The sequence below is a fragment of the Bradyrhizobium sp. USDA 3364 genome (assembly GCF_054056355.1).
In genome coordinates, this window is the sequence record NZ_JBSRYG010000002.1 from 7,419,285 (window position 1) to 7,435,439 (window position 16,155).

General features: G+C 65.0%; 14 protein-coding genes. 10 read left to right on the plus strand and 4 right to left on the minus strand.

What is annotated here, in order from left to right; all coding sequences use genetic code 11:
- Positions 1-95: 95 nt before the first annotated feature.
- Positions 96-704 carry an FMN-dependent NADH-azoreductase gene (locus ACVILL_RS34885; protein ID WP_456733188.1) on the plus strand — a complete coding sequence of 203 codons (609 nt, stop codon included), beginning with the start codon at positions 96-98 and terminating at the stop codon, positions 702-704.
- 57 nt (positions 705-761) lie between these two features.
- On the opposite strand, the gene ACVILL_RS34890 is transcribed toward ACVILL_RS34885, so the two are convergent.
- Complete coding sequence (locus ACVILL_RS34890) at positions 762-923, minus strand: hypothetical protein (RefSeq protein WP_456733189.1); 162 nt, start codon at positions 921-923, stop codon at positions 762-764.
- Between the two features lie 209 nt (positions 924-1,132).
- Positions 1,133-1,906: an SDR family NAD(P)-dependent oxidoreductase gene (locus ACVILL_RS34895; protein ID WP_456733190.1), complete on the minus strand. Its 774-nt coding sequence runs from the start codon at positions 1,904-1,906 to the stop codon at positions 1,133-1,135.
- 110 nt (positions 1,907-2,016) lie between these two features.
- On the opposite strand from ACVILL_RS34895, the gene ACVILL_RS34900 reads away from it, so the two are divergent.
- From ACVILL_RS34900 to rpmG, 7 genes are all read left to right on the plus strand, one after another.
- The gene (locus tag ACVILL_RS34900) at positions 2,017-2,490 is read left to right on the plus strand and encodes a winged helix-turn-helix transcriptional regulator (RefSeq protein WP_456733191.1); all 474 of its coding nucleotides are present in this window, start codon (positions 2,017-2,019) and stop codon (positions 2,488-2,490) included.
- Between the two features lie 599 nt (positions 2,491-3,089).
- A complete protein-coding gene (gene topA, locus ACVILL_RS34905; protein ID WP_456733192.1) occupies positions 3,090-5,870 on the plus strand; it encodes a type I DNA topoisomerase in 2,781 nt (926 codons plus the stop codon).
- The gene (rnr, locus tag ACVILL_RS34910; protein ID WP_456733193.1) at positions 5,871-8,231 is read left to right on the plus strand and encodes a ribonuclease R; all 2,361 of its coding nucleotides are present in this window, start codon (positions 5,871-5,873) and stop codon (positions 8,229-8,231) included.
- Complete coding sequence (locus ACVILL_RS34915; protein WP_456733194.1) at positions 8,222-8,659, plus strand: DUF983 domain-containing protein; 438 nt, start codon at positions 8,222-8,224, stop codon at positions 8,657-8,659. Before rnr ends, ACVILL_RS34915 begins: the two co-directional genes overlap by 10 nt.
- A 37-nt stretch (positions 8,660-8,696) precedes the next feature.
- A complete protein-coding gene (locus ACVILL_RS34920) occupies positions 8,697-9,446 on the plus strand; it encodes an NUDIX hydrolase (RefSeq protein ID WP_456733195.1) in 750 nt (249 codons plus the stop codon).
- A 228-nt stretch (positions 9,447-9,674) separates the two neighbouring features.
- Positions 9,675-11,000 (plus strand): LLM class flavin-dependent oxidoreductase, encoded by a 1,326-nt coding sequence (locus ACVILL_RS34925; protein WP_456733196.1) that lies wholly within the window; start codon positions 9,675-9,677, stop codon positions 10,998-11,000.
- Between the two features lie 127 nt (positions 11,001-11,127).
- The gene (gene rpmG / locus ACVILL_RS34930; RefSeq protein WP_018271988.1) at positions 11,128-11,295 is read left to right on the plus strand and encodes a 50S ribosomal protein L33; all 168 of its coding nucleotides are present in this window, start codon (positions 11,128-11,130) and stop codon (positions 11,293-11,295) included.
- Positions 11,296-11,360: 65 nt separating this feature from the next.
- On the opposite strand, the gene ACVILL_RS34935 is transcribed toward rpmG, so the two are convergent.
- Positions 11,361-12,593 (minus strand): MFS transporter, encoded by a 1,233-nt coding sequence (locus ACVILL_RS34935; RefSeq protein WP_456733197.1) that lies wholly within the window; start codon positions 12,591-12,593, stop codon positions 11,361-11,363.
- Positions 12,594-12,726: 133 nt separating this feature from the next.
- On the opposite strand from ACVILL_RS34935, the gene ACVILL_RS34940 reads away from it, so the two are divergent.
- Positions 12,727-13,329, plus strand: coding sequence for a TetR/AcrR family transcriptional regulator (locus ACVILL_RS34940; protein ID WP_456733198.1), 603 nt, complete (start codon positions 12,727-12,729; stop codon positions 13,327-13,329).
- Positions 13,330-13,456: 127 nt separating this feature from the next.
- Positions 13,457-14,662, plus strand: coding sequence for a serine hydrolase domain-containing protein (locus ACVILL_RS34945; RefSeq protein WP_456733199.1), 1,206 nt, complete (start codon positions 13,457-13,459; stop codon positions 14,660-14,662).
- 105 nt (positions 14,663-14,767) lie between these two features.
- Here ACVILL_RS34945 and ACVILL_RS34950 read toward each other — a convergent pair whose 3' ends face one another.
- A complete protein-coding gene (locus ACVILL_RS34950; protein ID WP_456733200.1) occupies positions 14,768-16,141 on the minus strand; it encodes a PleD family two-component system response regulator in 1,374 nt (457 codons plus the stop codon).
- Positions 16,142-16,155 lie beyond the last annotated feature (14 nt).

A 16,155-nucleotide genomic window follows, 5' to 3' on the forward strand; every position in this document is an offset into this window, starting at 1 on the left:
GTGCTCGGGTTTCAAAAATGTGCGTTCTTGCGCACATTTAGGGCGGTCACTCATATAGCGCCAGTTACAAACCTATACCAAAGGTGACCTCAGCCATGAAACTTCTGCACCTCGATTCCTCGGTCCTCGGCCCCCATTCGGTCAGCCGCCAGGTCTCCTCCGCCGCCGTCGAGCGGCTGCGCCAGGCCAATCCCGGCCTCGTCGTGAGCTACCGCGACCTCACCCAGACCCCGCTCGCCCACCTCTCCGGCCTGCACCTCGCTGCCAGCCATGGCGCGGCGCCGGACCCGTCGGTGCGCGACGACATCGCAACCGGCCAGACGGTTCTGGACGAATTCCTCGCCGCCGACATCGTCGTGATCGGTGCGCCCATGTACAATTTCACCATTCCCTCCCAGCTCAAGGCCTGGATCGATCGCATCCTGGTCGCGGGCAAGACCTTCAAGTACGGCGCCGGCGGCGTCGAGGGACTGGCGGGCAACAAGCGCGTCATCATCGCGATCTCGCGCGGCGGCTATTACGGCGCCGACACGCCGATGGCGGCGCTCGAGCACCTCGAGACCTATCTGCGCGCGGTGTTCGGCTTCATCGGCGTCAGGAATGTTGAGTTCATCCCCGCCGACGGCATCCAGGTTGGCCCCGAGCATCGCGAGAAGGCAGTCGCGGGCGCGCTACAGGCCGCGGGCAGCCTGAACGCGGCCTGATGTGATGGAGCAACTGCCGTCGCCCCTGGCGGCGGCAGGCCATTCAGTGGATGGAACTCAGAACCAGACGCCCTGAATGCCGAGGATGACGGCGACCAGCGAAATCAGCAGGCCAATGCCGGAAAACAGCGCGACCGTCACGAGCTGCGTCGTATCTGAACTTTCGGATGCGGACGAAACCGGGATCGGCGTCGAAATGCGGGCTGCTGCTTTCGGCATGACGGCACTCCAAATGATTCCGTGGTGAAAAAATTCCCCGCCCTTTTCAGGAGTCCCGGGAATACGTCAAAGGTTCAAGCATGGTCCGGAAAAGTGCGAAGCGGTTTTCCGAGGAGATCATGCTTCGACAACGAAGCGATGATAGTCGCGTACGACATCGGCCGGTGTGAAGCGCTTCACACCGGCCGATCGCGACAATGAGAAACAAATTAGCCGCGATAGATCGGCGCGCCGGCGGGCGACGCCGTCGAACCGCCATCGATGAACAGTTCCTGGCCCTGCACATGCGCAGCGTCGTCGGAGGCCAGGAACAGCACGGTCTTCGAGATGTGATCAGGCTCGCCGATTCGCCCGAGTGGGGTCGTCATGCCGATCCGCTTTTCGAAGGCCTTCTCGGCTTCCGGCGTTGCGATCGCCGCGCCCCAGATCGGGGTACGCACCGCGCCCGGCGCCACCACGTTGACGCGGATGTTGCGCGGCGACAATTCTGACGCCATCACGCGTGCCATCGCGCGCACGCCGGCCTTGCTCGCGGCATAGGCCGAGTAGCCGGGATTACCGAGCACCGAAATCACCGAGCCGTTGAGAATGATCGAGGCGCCATCGTTGAGATAGGGCGCGGCCGCCTGCACGGTGAAGAACACGCCGGTGAGATTGGTGCGGATCACATTCTCGAATGCGGCGAGTGTTGTGCCGCCAACCGGCGTCTGGCCGGGAATGCCGGCGTTGGCAAACAGCACGTCGTATTTGCCGAACTTCTCGGCGCCCTGCTTCACTGCGGCTTCCAGCGCCGCGACGTCGGTGGCATCGGCCACCACCGCGAGCGCGTTCGGCCCGAACTCCCTGGCCGCCGCCGCAAGCGTCTCCTTGTTGCGCCCGGTGATGACGACCTTGGCGCCCTCCGCCATGAACAGCTTTGCCGTCGCAAGCCCGATGCCGCTGTTGCCGCCGGTGATCAATGCCGTCTTGTTTGCCAGTCTCATGGTCCGCCTCCAATGTGGTTGCATTATTAAACTTCGTTGCCTAGCTAGAGCATCAGGTTTAATATTGCAACCACACAAGATCGTGATGGCCGAAATTCCCGGAGACAGCCGTGAAACGAACCAGCCTTGCAGGCGATAGCTGCCCGGTGGCGCGCGCGCTCGACGTGTTTGGCGACTGGTGGTCGCTCCTGATCATCCGCGACGCCAGCCTCGGCCGGCGCCGCTTCGGCGAATTCCAGGCAAGCCTCGGGCTCGCCAAGAACATCCTCGCCACACGGCTGCGCACGCTGGTCGACCGCGGCATTCTGAAGACGATCCCCGCCTCCGACGGCAGCGCCTACCAGGAATATGTGCTGACGCCGAAGGGCCACGGCATCTTTCCGATCCTGGTCGCGCTCCGGCAATGGAGCGAGGAATTCGACGAGCATCCGGACGAAATCGCGACCATCATGGTCGACCGCGACAAGGGCAAGCCGGTGAAGAATCTCGCACTCTATTCGCAGGACGGACGCGTGCTGGGTGCGGCGGACACCACGCTGAAGCCGCGGCCGGTGAAGAAGACGGCCCGGCGCGTGTCGGCCTAATCGTCATTCCGGGGCGTGCGAAGCACGCGCCTGGAATCCATTCATCCACTTGTTGCACAGCTCAATGGATTCCGGGCTCAGCCCTTCGGGCTGCCCCGGAATGACGGATGGAGAGAGGGCCGCCGCGCAGGCAGCGCCACACACATATTCGATGTCGTCCTGGCGAGAGCCAGGACGACGAGTGGACCTCACGACAGCTTCCGCCGGCTGCGCGCCCGCAGCTGCTAGTCGGCCTCCAGCCGGGTCATCGCGAGCAGACGGTCGAGGACGTCGAGTTTGTGGCGCTGGGCAAGTTTGGCGAGTTCGGTCGCGGCCGCTGCGATCAGGAGCAAGGCGTCATCCGGGCTTCCGGCCGCCCCCTGTCGTGCTCAAGGCCCAATCCGATTCCCGCCCTATATATAAAGAGGTACGCCCTTTCCGGCCGCAACTCTAGGACGCATTTTTCAACCTTTGGGATAGGAACTCCACAGCTGCGGCTCTCCCTTCAATATCAGGCGATTTGACACCGACCGCCCCAACACCCATGTTCGCCCCGACATGGCGGGCCGCGAGTCTAGCGGAACCCACCTTCAAGTTTTCCCGTAAGCTATTGGAATGACATGAATATCGTCATTGTGGAGTCGCCGGCCAAGGCCAAGACGATCAATAAGTATCTGGGGTCCTCCTACGAGGTCCTGGCGTCGTTCGGCCATGTCCGCGACCTCCCGGCCAAGAACGGTTCGGTCGATCCGGACGCCAATTTCCAGATGATTTGGGAGGTCGATGCCAAGGCGGCGAGCCGGCTGAACGACATTGCCAAGGCGCTCAAGGGGGCCGACCGCCTGATCCTCGCAACCGACCCTGATCGCGAGGGCGAGGCGATCTCCTGGCACGTGCTCGAAGTGATGAAGGAGAAGCGCGCGCTGAAGGACCAGAAGGTCGAGCGCGTGGTGTTCAACGCCATCACCAAGCAGGCCGTCTCCGATGCCATGAAGGCACCGCGCCAGATCGATGGCGCGCTGGTCGACGCCTATATGGCGCGCCGTGCGCTGGATTATCTGGTCGGCTTCACCCTCTCTCCCGTGCTGTGGCGCAAGCTGCCCGGCGCCCGCTCGGCCGGCCGCGTGCAGTCGGTCGCGCTGCGGCTGGTGTGCGACCGCGAGCTCGAGATCGAGAAGTTCGTCCCCCGAGAGTACTGGTCGCTGGTCGCCACCCTGCTGACGCCGCGCGGCGAAGCCTTCGAGGCGCGGCTGGTCGGCGCCGACGGCAAGAAGATCGCGCGGCTCGACATCGGCTCCGGCGCGGAAGCCGAGGACTTCAAGAAGGCGATCGAGGCCGCGCTGTTCAAGGTCGCGACCGTCGAGGCCAAGCCGGCGCGGCGCAATCCGCAGGCGCCCTTCACCACCTCGACCCTGCAGCAGGAAGCAAGCCGCAAGCTCGGCTTTGCACCCGCTCACACCATGCGCATCGCGCAGCGGCTTTATGAAGGCATCGACATCGGCGGCGAGACCACCGGCCTCATCACCTATATGCGAACCGACGGCGTGCAGATCGCGCCCGAGGCGATTACCCAGGCGCGCAAGGTGATCGGCGAGGATTACGGCAACGCCTATGTGCCCGACAATGCGCGGCAGTATCAGGCCAAGGCCAAGAACGCGCAGGAAGCGCACGAAGCCATCCGCCCGACCGATCTCTCCCGTCGTCCCGCAACGATCGGCCGCAGGCTCGATGCCGACCAGGCGCGGCTCTATGAACTGATCTGGAAGCGCACCATCGCGAGCCAGATGGAATCGGCCGAGCTCGAGCGCACCACGGTCGACATCGAAGCCAAGGCCGGCGCCCGCGTACTCGAGCTGCGCGCCTCCGGCCAGGTCATCAAGTTCGACGGCTTCCTCGCGCTCTACCAGGAGAGTCGCGACGACGAGGAGGACGAGGATTCGCGCCGCCTGCCCGCGATGAGCGAGGGCGAGGCCGTGAAGCGCCAGAGCCTCGCCGTCACCCAGCATTTCACTGAGCCGCCGCCGCGCTTCTCCGAAGCATCGTTGGTGAAGCGGATGGAAGAGCTCGGCATCGGCCGTCCCTCGACCTACGCCTCGATCCTGCAGGTGCTGAAGGACCGCGGCTACGTCAAGCTGGAGAAGAAGCGGCTGCACGGCGAGGACAAGGGCCGCGTCGTGGTCGCGTTCCTGGAGAACTTCTTCTCACGCTACGTCGAATACGACTTCACCGCCGATCTCGAGGAACAGCTCGACCGCATCTCCAACAACGAGATCGCCTGGCAGCAGGTGTTGCAGGATTTCTGGCGCGGCTTCATCGGCGCGGTCAACGACATCAAGGACCTGCGGGTCGCCGAGGTGCTCGATGCGCTCGACGAGATGCTCGGCCCGCACATCTATCCGCCGCGCGCCGATGGCGGCGACGTCAGGCAATGCCCGACCTGCGGCACCGGCCGGCTCAACCTGAAGGCCGGCAAGTTCGGCGCGTTCGTCGGCTGCTCGAACTATCCGGAATGCCGCTACACCCGCCCGCTCGCGGCCGACAGCGCCGAGAGCGCCGATCGTGTGCTCGGCACCGATCCCGACACCGGGTTCGACGTCACGGTGAAGGCCGGCCGCTTCGGCCCCTACATCCAGCTCGGCGAGCAGAAGGACTACGCCGAAGGCGAGAAGCCGAAGCGCGCGGGCATTCCGAAGGCCACCTCGCCTGCCGATGTCGATCTCGAACTGGCGCTGAAGCTGTTGTCGCTGCCGCGCGAGATCGGCAAGCATCCGGAAACCGGGCAGCCGATCACCGCCGGCCTCGGCCGGTTCGGGCCGTTCGTGAAGCACGAGAAGACCTATGCCAGCCTGGAGGCCGGCGACGAGGTATTCGACATCGGGCTGAACCGCGCCGTCACGCTGATCGCGGAGAAGATCGCGAAGGGCCCGAGCGGCCGCCGCTTCGGCGCCGATCCCGGCAAGCCGCTCGGCGATCACCCGACGCTCGGCGCGGTCGCGCTGAAGAATGGCCGTTACGGCGCCTATGTCGCAGCCGGCGGCGTCAACGCGACGATCCCGAGCGACCGCACGCCCGACGAGGTCACGCTTGCCGAGGCGATCGCGCTGATCGACGAGCGCGCGGCCAAGGGCGGCGGCAAGAAGGTCAAGAAGGCGAAGGCGGAAAAGCCTGGCAAGGCAGCCAAAACAAGATCTGAAAAGGCCAAGGCCGAAGCGGCCGACACTGACGACGCCGAGGCCAAGCCCGCCAAGAAGGCAGCGAAGAAGGCCGCCGCGAAACCGAAATTGGATGCGACCAGCAAGGCGCGCGCGCCGGTCGCATCAGGGGCTAAGACATCGCCTGCAAAGTCATCGACGTCAGCGAAAGCGCCCGCGAAGAAAAGCGCCGGCAAGGCACGAGGATAAGTGAAACGAAAACCCGACCATGGCTTTCCGGGCCGGGACGCCATCGTCGCCTTCATCCGCGCCAATCCAGGCAAGGTCGGCACCCGCGAGATCGCGCGCGAGTTCGGCCTGAAGAACGCCGACCGCATCGAGCTGAAGCGGATGCTCCGCGATCTCGCCGACGACGGCACAATTGCAAAACGCGGCCGCAAGATCCACGAGCCGGCGGCGCTGCCGCCGACCGTGCTTGCCGACATCACCGGCCGTGACAGCGACGGCGAATTGCTCGCCACGCCCGCCGAGTGGGACAGCGAAGAGAACGGCACCGCCCCGAAAATCCGCATCGAGACGCCGCGGCGGCCGAAGCCCGGTACTACCGCCGGCGTCGGCGACCGCGCGCTGCTGCGGGTCGAGGTGACCGACGAGCAAGACGGCACGCCCTATCGCGGCCGCGTCATCAAGGTGATCGATCGCGGCCGCACTCGGATCCTCGGCATCTTCCGCCGCAATCCCGATGGCGGCGGCCGCCTGATCCCGGTCGACAAGAAGCAAGCCGGCCGCGAGCTCAACATCGCCAAGCCAGATACCGGCGGCGCCGAGGACGGCGACCTCATCAGCGTCGACCTGATCCGCACCCGCAGCTTTGGGCTCGCCTCCGCCCGCGTCAAGGAGCGGCTCGGCTCGATCGCGAGCGAAAAGGCGATCAGCCTGATCGCGATCAACACCCACGACATCCCGCAGGTGTTTTCATCTTCTGCGCTCCGCGAGGCCGAAGAGGCAAAACCTGCGACCCTGCAGGGCCGCGAGGACTGGCGCGACGTGCCGCTCGTCACCATCGATCCGCCCGACGCGAAAGATCACGACGACGCCGTGCATGCGGAGGTCGACACCGATCCGAACAATGCGGGCGGCTTCATCGTCCATGTCGCAATCGCCGACGTCGCCTTCTATGTGCGGCCCGGCTCGGCGCTCGACCGCGACGCGCTCCAGCGCGGTAACTCGGTGTATTTCCCCGATCGCGTGGTGCCGATGCTGCCCGAGCAAATCTCCAACAATCTCTGCTCGCTGGTGCCGGGCGAGCCGCGCGGCGCGCTCGCGGTGCGCATGGTGATCGGCGCCGACGGCCGCAAGCGCTCGCATACCTTCCACCGCGTGCTGATGCGCTCGGCCGCAAAGCTCGCTTACGCGCAGGCGCAGGCCGCGATCGACGGCAGGCCGGATGACACGACGGGCCCCATCCTCGATCCGATCCTGAAGCCGCTGTGGGCGGCCTATGAACTGGTCAAGCTCGCGCGCAACGAGCGGGACCCGCTCGATCTCGATCTGCCCGAGCGCAAGATCCTGCTGAAGCCGGACGGCACCGTCGATCGGGTGATCGTGCCGCAGCGGCTCGACGCACATCGGCTGATCGAGGAGTTCATGATCCTGGCCAACGTCGCCGCGGCCGAGATGCTGGAGAAGAAGGCGCTGCCGCTGATCTATCGCGTGCATGACGAGCCCAGCCAGGAGAAGGTGCACAACCTCCAGGAATTCCTCAAGACGCTCGACCTGCCCTTCACCAAGCAGGGCGCGCTGCGTCCCGCGCAATTCAACCGCGTGCTGGCGCAGGTTGCGGGCGAGGATTACGAGCCGCTGGTCAACGAGGTGGTGCTGCGCTCGCAGGCGCAGGCCGAATATTCCGCCGAGAACTACGGCCATTTCGGCTTGAACCTGCGCCGCTATGCGCACTTCACCTCGCCGATCCGCCGCTACGCCGATCTGATCGTGCATCGCGCGCTGATCCGTGCGCTCGGCCTTGGCGAAGGCGCGCTGCCGACGGATGAGAGCGTGGAGACGCTGGCCGAAATCGCCGCGCAGATCTCCGTCACCGAGCGCCGCGCAATGAAGGCGGAGCGCGAGACCACCGACCGGCTGATCGCGCATTTCCTCGCCGATAAGGTCGGCGCCTCGTTCCAGGGCCGCATTTCCGGCGTGACACGGTCCGGCCTGTTCGTGAAGCTCGACGACACCGGCGCCGACGGCCTGATCCCGATCCGCACCATCGGCAGCGAATATTTCAACTACGACGAAACCCGCCACGCCCTGATCGGCTCGCGCAGCGGAACCATGTATCGGCTCGGCGACGTCGTCGACGTGCGGCTGGTCGAAGCCGCGCCGGTGGCGGGCGCACTGCGCTTTGAGCTAATGTCCGACGGCCAAACGATTCCGCGTGACAGAAAACGTGACGGCAAGAGAACCGAGCGCCGCTCCGCAGGATTTAGCAAGGGCCCGAAGGGATCCGGCAAGAAGGCGCACAAGGAACGGAAAGCGCGCAGCAAGAAGGACCGCAAGCCGGCGAAACAAAAGTCCGGCAAATCGAAGCGAGGCAAGTCATGGAAGTGACACCGCCGACAGTGGTCTGGACTCGCGACGCAGCCGATCCCGAGAAGCGCGACGTGTGGAGCGCGATGAAGCGCGGGTTCCGCAGTCGTTGTCCGCGCTGCGGAAAAGGCAGACTGTTCCGCAAGTTTCTGAAATGCGATGGCCATTGCCCGGTCTGCGATCTCGATTTCTCACCGCATCGCGCCGACGATCTCCCCGCCTATCTCGTCATCGTCATTGTCGGCCATATCGTGGTACCGACCGCTCTGTGGATCGAGACCAACTATTCGCCGCCGGCGTGGCTGCAGCTTGCGATCTATCTGCCGCTCACGCTGTTCGCATCGCTGGCACTGTTGCAGCCGGTGAAGGGAGCCGTGATCGGATTGCAATGGGCCCTGCGCATGCATGGCTTTGACGAGAATCCCCCTAGCGACATCCCGCCGGTCTAGCTAAACCGGGCCGCAAAGAAGAAATGGAAGGGATGAAATGACTGACGCTGCCGCACCCGCCGCTGTGGTCCACCAGGGCGAGAAAGAAGCCGATCATCATGCGTATTTCCGGCCCAAGGATGCGGCGACGCTGATCCTGATCGATCGCTCCGGCACCAAGCCGAAAGTGCTGGTCGGCAAGCGCCACGACAAGGTGGTGTTCATGCCGGGCAAATTCGTCTTCCCCGGCGGCCGCGTCGACAAGGCCGACAATCGCGTGCCGGTCGCAGCACCGATCACGCCGGAGCTCGAAGCCAATCTCCTGAAAGGCAGCCCGAAGATCACGCCCGGCCGCGCGCGCGCACTCGCCAACGCGGCGATCCGCGAAGCCTGCGAAGAGACCGGGCTCTGCCTCGGCCGCAAGGTCGAGAAGACAGCAAGGCTCGACGGCCCCTGGGCGCCTTTCGCCGACGCGGGTCTCTTGCCCGATCCGTCCGGCCTGTTCCTGATCGCGCGCGCGATCACCCCGCCCGGCCGCGTCCGCCGCTTCGACACGCGCTTCTTCACCGCCGATGCCTCGACGATCGCGCATCGCGTGGAAGGCGTGGTGCATGCCGATGCCGAACTGGTCGAGCTGGTGTGGGTCGAGATCGGCTCCGAGCCGCTCGCCGACGCGCATGCCATGACCAAGAACGTGCTCGCCGAGCTCGACCGCCGCCTCGCCACCGGCCCGCTCCGTCATGACGCGCCGGTGCCGTTCTTCCACTTCTACGGCGGCAAGATGCAGAAGGACGTGTTGGGCGCATAGCCCTGCCTGCAGTCATTGCGAGCGCAGCGAAGCAATCCATTTCTCCACATGCTGAACCGTGGATTGCTTCGTCGCTATCGCTCCTCGCAATGACGACCGTTGAGCGACGGTCGAAATATCCTCCTGCCATCGCTCAAATTGTTAAATTCTTCTGCTGCCGTCGGGATGGCGCGCCGCAAAACGCCTCCCTATCTGTTCCGCTAACGACATCAAGGACGGAACGGGGCTATGGCGAAGCATCAACTCAAGCTCGGCGCGTTCATGCGGCCGATCAGCATCCACACCGGCGCCTGGCGCTACCCCGGGGCCTGGCCCGACGCCAATTTCAACTTCGACCACATCAAGACGCTGATCCGCAAGCTCGAGGCCGGCAAGTTCGACGCCTTCTTCATGGCCGACCATCTGGCCGTGCTGAACATGCCGATCAACGCGCTGAAGCGCAGCCACACCGTGACCTCGTTCGAGCCGTTCACGCTGCTGTCGGCACTCGCGGCGGTCACCGAGAATATCGGCCTGATCGCGACCGGCTCGACCACCTTCGACGAACCCTATCACGTCGCCCGCCGCTTCGCATCACTCGATCATATCTCCGGCGGCCGGGCGGGGTGGAATATCGTCACCACGTCCAATCCGGACGCGGCGCTCAATTTCGGCCTCGACGATCACATGGAGCACGGCGAGCGCTACAAGCGCGCCCGCGAGTTCTACGACGTCGTCACCGGCCTCTGGGATTCCTTCGCTGACGATGCGTTCGTGCGCGATGTCGAGTCCGGCCTGTTCGTCGATCCCGACAAGATGCATGTGCTCAATCACAAGGGCAAATATCTCTCGGTGCGTGGGCCCCTCAACATCGCCCGTCCCGTGCAGGGCTGGCCGGTGATCGTGCAGGCCGGCGCGTCCGACGACGGCCGGCAGCTTGCCGCCGAGACGGCGGAAGCCGTGTTCACCGGCGGCGGCAGCCTTGCCGATGGACAGAAGCTGTATGCCGACATCAAGGGTCGCATGGAGAAGGTCGGCCGCGATCCCGAGCATCTGAAGATCCTGCCCGGCGCCTTCGTGGTGGTCGGCGACAGCGTCGAGGAAGCCAAGGAGAAGCGCGCGCTGCTCGACAGCCGCGTGCATTACGACAGCGCGATCGCTTCGCTGTCGGTGATCCTCGGCACCGATGCGTCCGGCTTCGATCCCGACGGGCAGTTGCCGCCGATCCCGGAAACCAATGCCAGCAAGAGCGGCCGGCAGCGCCTCGTCGATGTCGCGGCGCGCGACAAGCTCACCGTGCGCCAGCTCGCCCAGCGCGTCGGCGGCTATGGCGGGCTCGCCTTCGTCGGCACGCCGCAGACCATCGCCGACCAGATGGAGGAATGGTTGACCGGCCGCGGCAGCGACGGCTTCAACATCATGTTCCCCTATCTGCCGCAGGGCTTGTTCGAGTTCGTCGACAAGGTCGTCCCGGAACTGCAAAAGCGCGGAATCTTCCGGACCGAGTACGAAGGACGGACCTTGCGGGAGAATTTGGGCCTGCCACGGCCCAAAAATCAGTTCTTCGAGGGGTAATCGGCCGGAATCGGGATGGTTTGGGGTCAGAAATCCTTGACTTTGGGCGGTTTGTGGCTAGTTTCCCGGCCAAACGCGGGCCGATTTGGCCGGCTCCCGATATCCCTGCATTTTCGAGGTTTTGCACATGGCCAAGGCGGTCACCATCAAGGTCAAGCTCGTGTCGACGGCCGATACCGGCTTCTATTACGTCGCCAAGAAGAATTCGCGCACCATGACCGACAAGCTGGTCAAGAAGAAGTACGACCCGGTCGCGCGCAAGCACGTCGAGTTCAAGGAAGCCAAGATCAAGTAAGATCGCCTGCTTCCAACGTTCAAACGGGGCCCCTTGGGCCCCGTTTTGCATTTCTAGAGCGTCTTCTAGGCGGTTCTCAACAGCGGCGGTTGCGCCGGCCGGATCAGCGCGAATGCGAGCTGGATGATGCCGCCAGCAAGGCCCAGCGCCACGCCGATGCGCCACGCCATCGTGTAGGAGCCGAGCGAGTCGTAGATCAGCCCTCCGCCATAGGCGCCGAGGAAGCTGCCGACCTGGTGGCTCATGAAGGCGAGGCCCTGGATCATCGCCTGCCAGCGCAGCCCGAACATCTCGGCCACCGCGCCCGCGACCAGCGGGCCGACGCCCATCCAGAGGAAGCCCATGATGGCACCGAACAGCAGCGTCGAGGCAGGCGTCGCCGGCAGCATGAAGTACCAGGCAAGCGCCAGCGAACGCAGGATGTAGATCCCGCCGAGCAGCGCGAGCTTGTTCCAGCGCTGGCCGGCCCAGCCGAAGAACAGCGAGCCCAGCACGTTGAAGCCGCCGATCATGCCGAGCGTCTGCGCGCTCAGCATCGGATCAAGCCCGCAGATCGCCAGATACGACGGCAGATGCGTGGTGAGGAAGACGAGCTGCATGCCGCAGACCATGTAGGCGCAGGTCATCACCACAAAGGAGGCGTTGCCGAACGCGGTCTTCGCCGCGGTCGCCGCCGTGGCGTTGCCGATATCATCGGCCGTTGGCTTCGGCAGCGGAATTTTGTCGACGCGCCCGGCATACAATGCGGCCGGGATCATCCCGATCGACAGGATGACAAAACCGGCAAGCCCGACGCGCCAGCCAAAACCTTCATTGAGCATCTGGCCGATCGGCGCCGACAGCAGCGCGCCGAGCGAGCCCGCGGCCGAGACCATGCCGAGCACGGTCGAGCGAACCGTCTCGGACACCGCGCGCGCCGCGACCGACATCGCGATCGCATTCGCGGTGCAGGCAAGCGAAATGCCGATCAGCACACCGGCACCGATCATGATGCTGACGAGCCCATGCGCCGTCGTCATCAGCACGAGGCCCGCGATATAGGCCAGCGCGCCGACCACCATGATCGGGCGGAAGCCGTAACGCACGGTCATCGCGCCCGCGACCGGCTGCAGGAAGCCCCAGGCGAGGTTCTGCACCGCCAGCGCCAGCGTGAAGTGGGACACCGACATGCCGATGTCGTGCGTCAGCGGCTGCATGAAGATGCCGAGGCTCTGCCGCAGCCCCATGCTCAGCGTGAGCATGATGGAGGCACCGATCAGAATGGGAAGCGTGGGACGCAGGACCTGCAACAGGGGCATTGTTCTTGTTCTCCCAAATGGGCGCGGCACGATAGCCGCAGCCTGCGATTCCCGCTTATTTTAGGTACACAGACCTGTGTAATTAGGCTATACAGAGGCGCTGCTGTCAAGCGACGAGGATCACGGCCGGCGCATGGCTTCCCCGCCTCCAAAACAGACCATGAAAGAGCGGATCCTCGAGACCGCCGACAAACTGTTCTACCTGCAGGGCATTCGCGCCATCGGCGTCGACACCATCGCGGCCGAGATCGGCATCAGCAAGCGCACGCTCTACAATCACTTCCCGTCGAAGGACGCGCTGATCGAGGCCTATCTGCAGCGCCGCTTCGTGCAGCCCCGCCCCTCCGACAAGCCGCCGGCCGAGCAGATTCTCGCGACCTTCGATTCGCTGGAGCGGCGCTTCTCGGCGAAGGATTTCCGCGGCTGCCCGTTCGTGAATGCGGTGGCCGAGCTTGGCCCTGATGACGAGGACCGCACCTTCAGAAACATCGCAATTGCCTTCAAGGAAAGCCGCCGGATCTGGTTTCGCGATCTGCTGCGGCAGCTCGGCGTCGCCGATGCCGAGGGGCTTGCGACCCAGCTCACGCTCCTGGTCGACGGCTCGATCGCGCAGGACCTGGTGCGGGACGATCCGGCGATGGCGCGCGCGGCCAGGGAGGCCGCCCGCGTGCTGCTGGCGAATGCCGGGGTCAAGGTCGCATGCGCCGCGCCCGCGGACAAGAAACGCGGCGGATAAATCCGGTTGCGCAAACGGGTTCCGTTTGGTTGGTAGCGTCGACCACGCGCGATGGCCCGACGGGATATTCCGTCGCGCGACATTGTCGACGACCGCGCGAACAGCGCGGCACAACTGGGGAGCGACCATGGAAGATCTGAAGGTAACGGCCACCGGCTACGATTTCGCGCCGGCGCGCGCCGCCATGCAGCGCTACATCGACAATGACCTCCTGTCCGGCATCTCCTGGACGGTTCTGGTTGGACGCGACATCGCTGACACGGGCTGCGTCGGTTGGGCCGACAAGGAAACGCAGATCCCGCTGCGCACCGACCATATCTTCCGGGTGTTCTCCAACACCAAGCTGATCACCTCCTGCGCCGCGCTGCTGCTGTTCGAGGACGGCCGATTCCGGCTCGATGATCCGATCGAGACCTTCATCCCGCAACTCGGAAACCGGAAAGTGCTGCGGCCGGGCGCGACCTCGATCGACGACACCGAACCCGCGCAGAGCTCGATCACCATCCGCCAATTGCTGAGCCACAGCGCCGGTTTGAGCTACGGCTTCTTCGATCCCGGCACCGTCATCTTCAAGGCGCTCAACGAGCGCGGCGTGCACAATCCCAATACGACCTTGGCCCAGATGGCCGATGTGCTGGCCGGCCTGCCGCTGATCTATCAGCCGGGCACCTCGTGGGAATACTCGCTCGCGATCGACGTGGTCGCGCGCCTGGTGGAAGTCGTCAGCGGCCAGAGCTTCGACGCGTTCATCAAAGCGCGCATCCTCGATCCGCTCGGCATGGTCGATACCGGCTTCGTCGTTCCGCAACAGGATCAGGGTCGCCTCGTCGCCTACTACGCCGGTGCCGATCTGATGGACCCGATGAAGCCAGGCCTCACCCGCACCGACAACGCGCCCTTCCCCGGCGCCTATCTGCGCCCGGTGGCGAGGCTCAATGGCGGCGGCGGCCTGGTATCGACGCTGCCTGACATGGTGGCGCTGATCCGCAGCCTGCTGCCGGGCGGACCGACACTGCTGAAGCCGGACACGATCGCGGCGATGACGTCCAACCAGTTGCCCGAAGGCCAATGGATCCGCTTCGCGATGCTGGGCGAGCAGCCCGGCAAGGCGCATGGGCTCGCCGGCGGCCTGATCCTCAACCCCTCACCGATCGATCATCCCGATGCGGCCGGCGAATTCTACTGGGGCGGCGTCGCGGGCACGCAGTGGTGGATCTCGCCCAAAACGGGCGTCGCCGGCGTGATGATGGCACAGCGCCAGATGGCGTTCGTCCACCCGTTCTCGTTCGAGTTCAAGCGGCTGGCCTATGACGCGGTGAAGCGCGGGCGCTAACGGTGCTTCGTAGCCCGGATGGAGCGCAGCGAAATCCGGGACGGTTGTACAAGTGGCAAGAGAGCCCGGATTGCGCTTCGCCCCATCCGGGCTACGAGAATCTGATTAAGCCGCCGCCGAAACCACGCGGTTGCGGCCGTCGTGCTTGGCGCGATAGAGCGCGGTGTCGGCGCGCTTGAGCACGTCGGCGACCTGCTCGCCCTTGCGCTCGAGCGTGGTGAGCCCGATCGAGATCGTGACCGTGATCCGCTTGCCGCCCTTGTCGACGGCAAACGGCTCGCCCGCGATCGAGCGGCGCAGCCGCTCGGCGACCATGCCGGCGACGTGCAAATCAGTCTCCGGCATCACGATCACGAACTCCTCGCCGCCATAGCGGCAGGCGAGATCGATGCCGCGGATCGACTTGCGGATGCGAACGGCGAATTCGCGCAGCACGTCGTCGCCCGCATCGTGGCCGTAGGTGTCGTTGATCGCCTTGAAGTAGTCGATGTCGAGGATCATCAGCGCCAGCGGCTTGCCGCGGATCGAAGCCTGTTCGGCGAGGGTCGCGAGGTGGCTCTCCATGTAGCGCCGGTTATTGAGGCCGGTCAGCGCATCCGTGATCGCCATCTCGATCGAGTTCTGCACATTGTCGCGCAGGTGATCGGTGTAGCGGCGGCGGCGGATCTGGGTGCGCGCACGTGCCAAGAGCTCGTTCTTGTCGACCGGACGCAGCAGATAGTCGTTGACGCCGATCTCAAGCCCGCGCATCAGCCGCGTGTTGTTGTCGGCATCGGAGATCGCGAGGATCGGCACCTGACGCGTGCGCTCCAGCGAGCGGGCCTGGCTGCACAGCCGCAGGCCGTCGAAATTATCGAGGCTGAGCGACACGATCAGGAGATCGTAATTGCCCTCGGCGGCATGGAACAACGCTTCCGACGGATTGGTCTCGACATCGACGGTGTGCTCGGCGGACAGGATCGGCGCCAGCTTCTCGTACGACGACGGCCGGTCGTCGACCAGGAGGATGCGGCCGCCGGTGCCGCGATCCGCGATCGCACTGCGCTCGGGCGCCTGCATGCCGATCTCGAGCGAGGTGATGGCGCGCATCCGCAGCTCATCGGTCATCATCTTCAGCCGCGTCAGCGAGCGCACGCGCGCGATCAGCACGACGTCGGACACCGGCTTGGTCAGGAAGTCATCGGCGCCGGCTTCGAGCCCGCGCACGCGGTCGGCCGGGCTGTCGAGCGCGGTGACGATGACCACGGGAATGAAATGGGTCGCCGGATTCGACTTCAACCGGCGGCAGACTTCGAAGCCATCCATGTCAGGCATCATGACGTCGAGCAGGATGATGTCGCACTCGGCGCGCGCGCAGATTTCCAGCGCCTCGGTCCCGTTGGAAGCGGTCAGCACATCGAAATATTCGGCTGACAGACGGGCTTCCAACAGCTTGACGTTCGCCGGAACGTCGTCGACGACGAGGATACGCGCGGACATTGCACCACAACTCC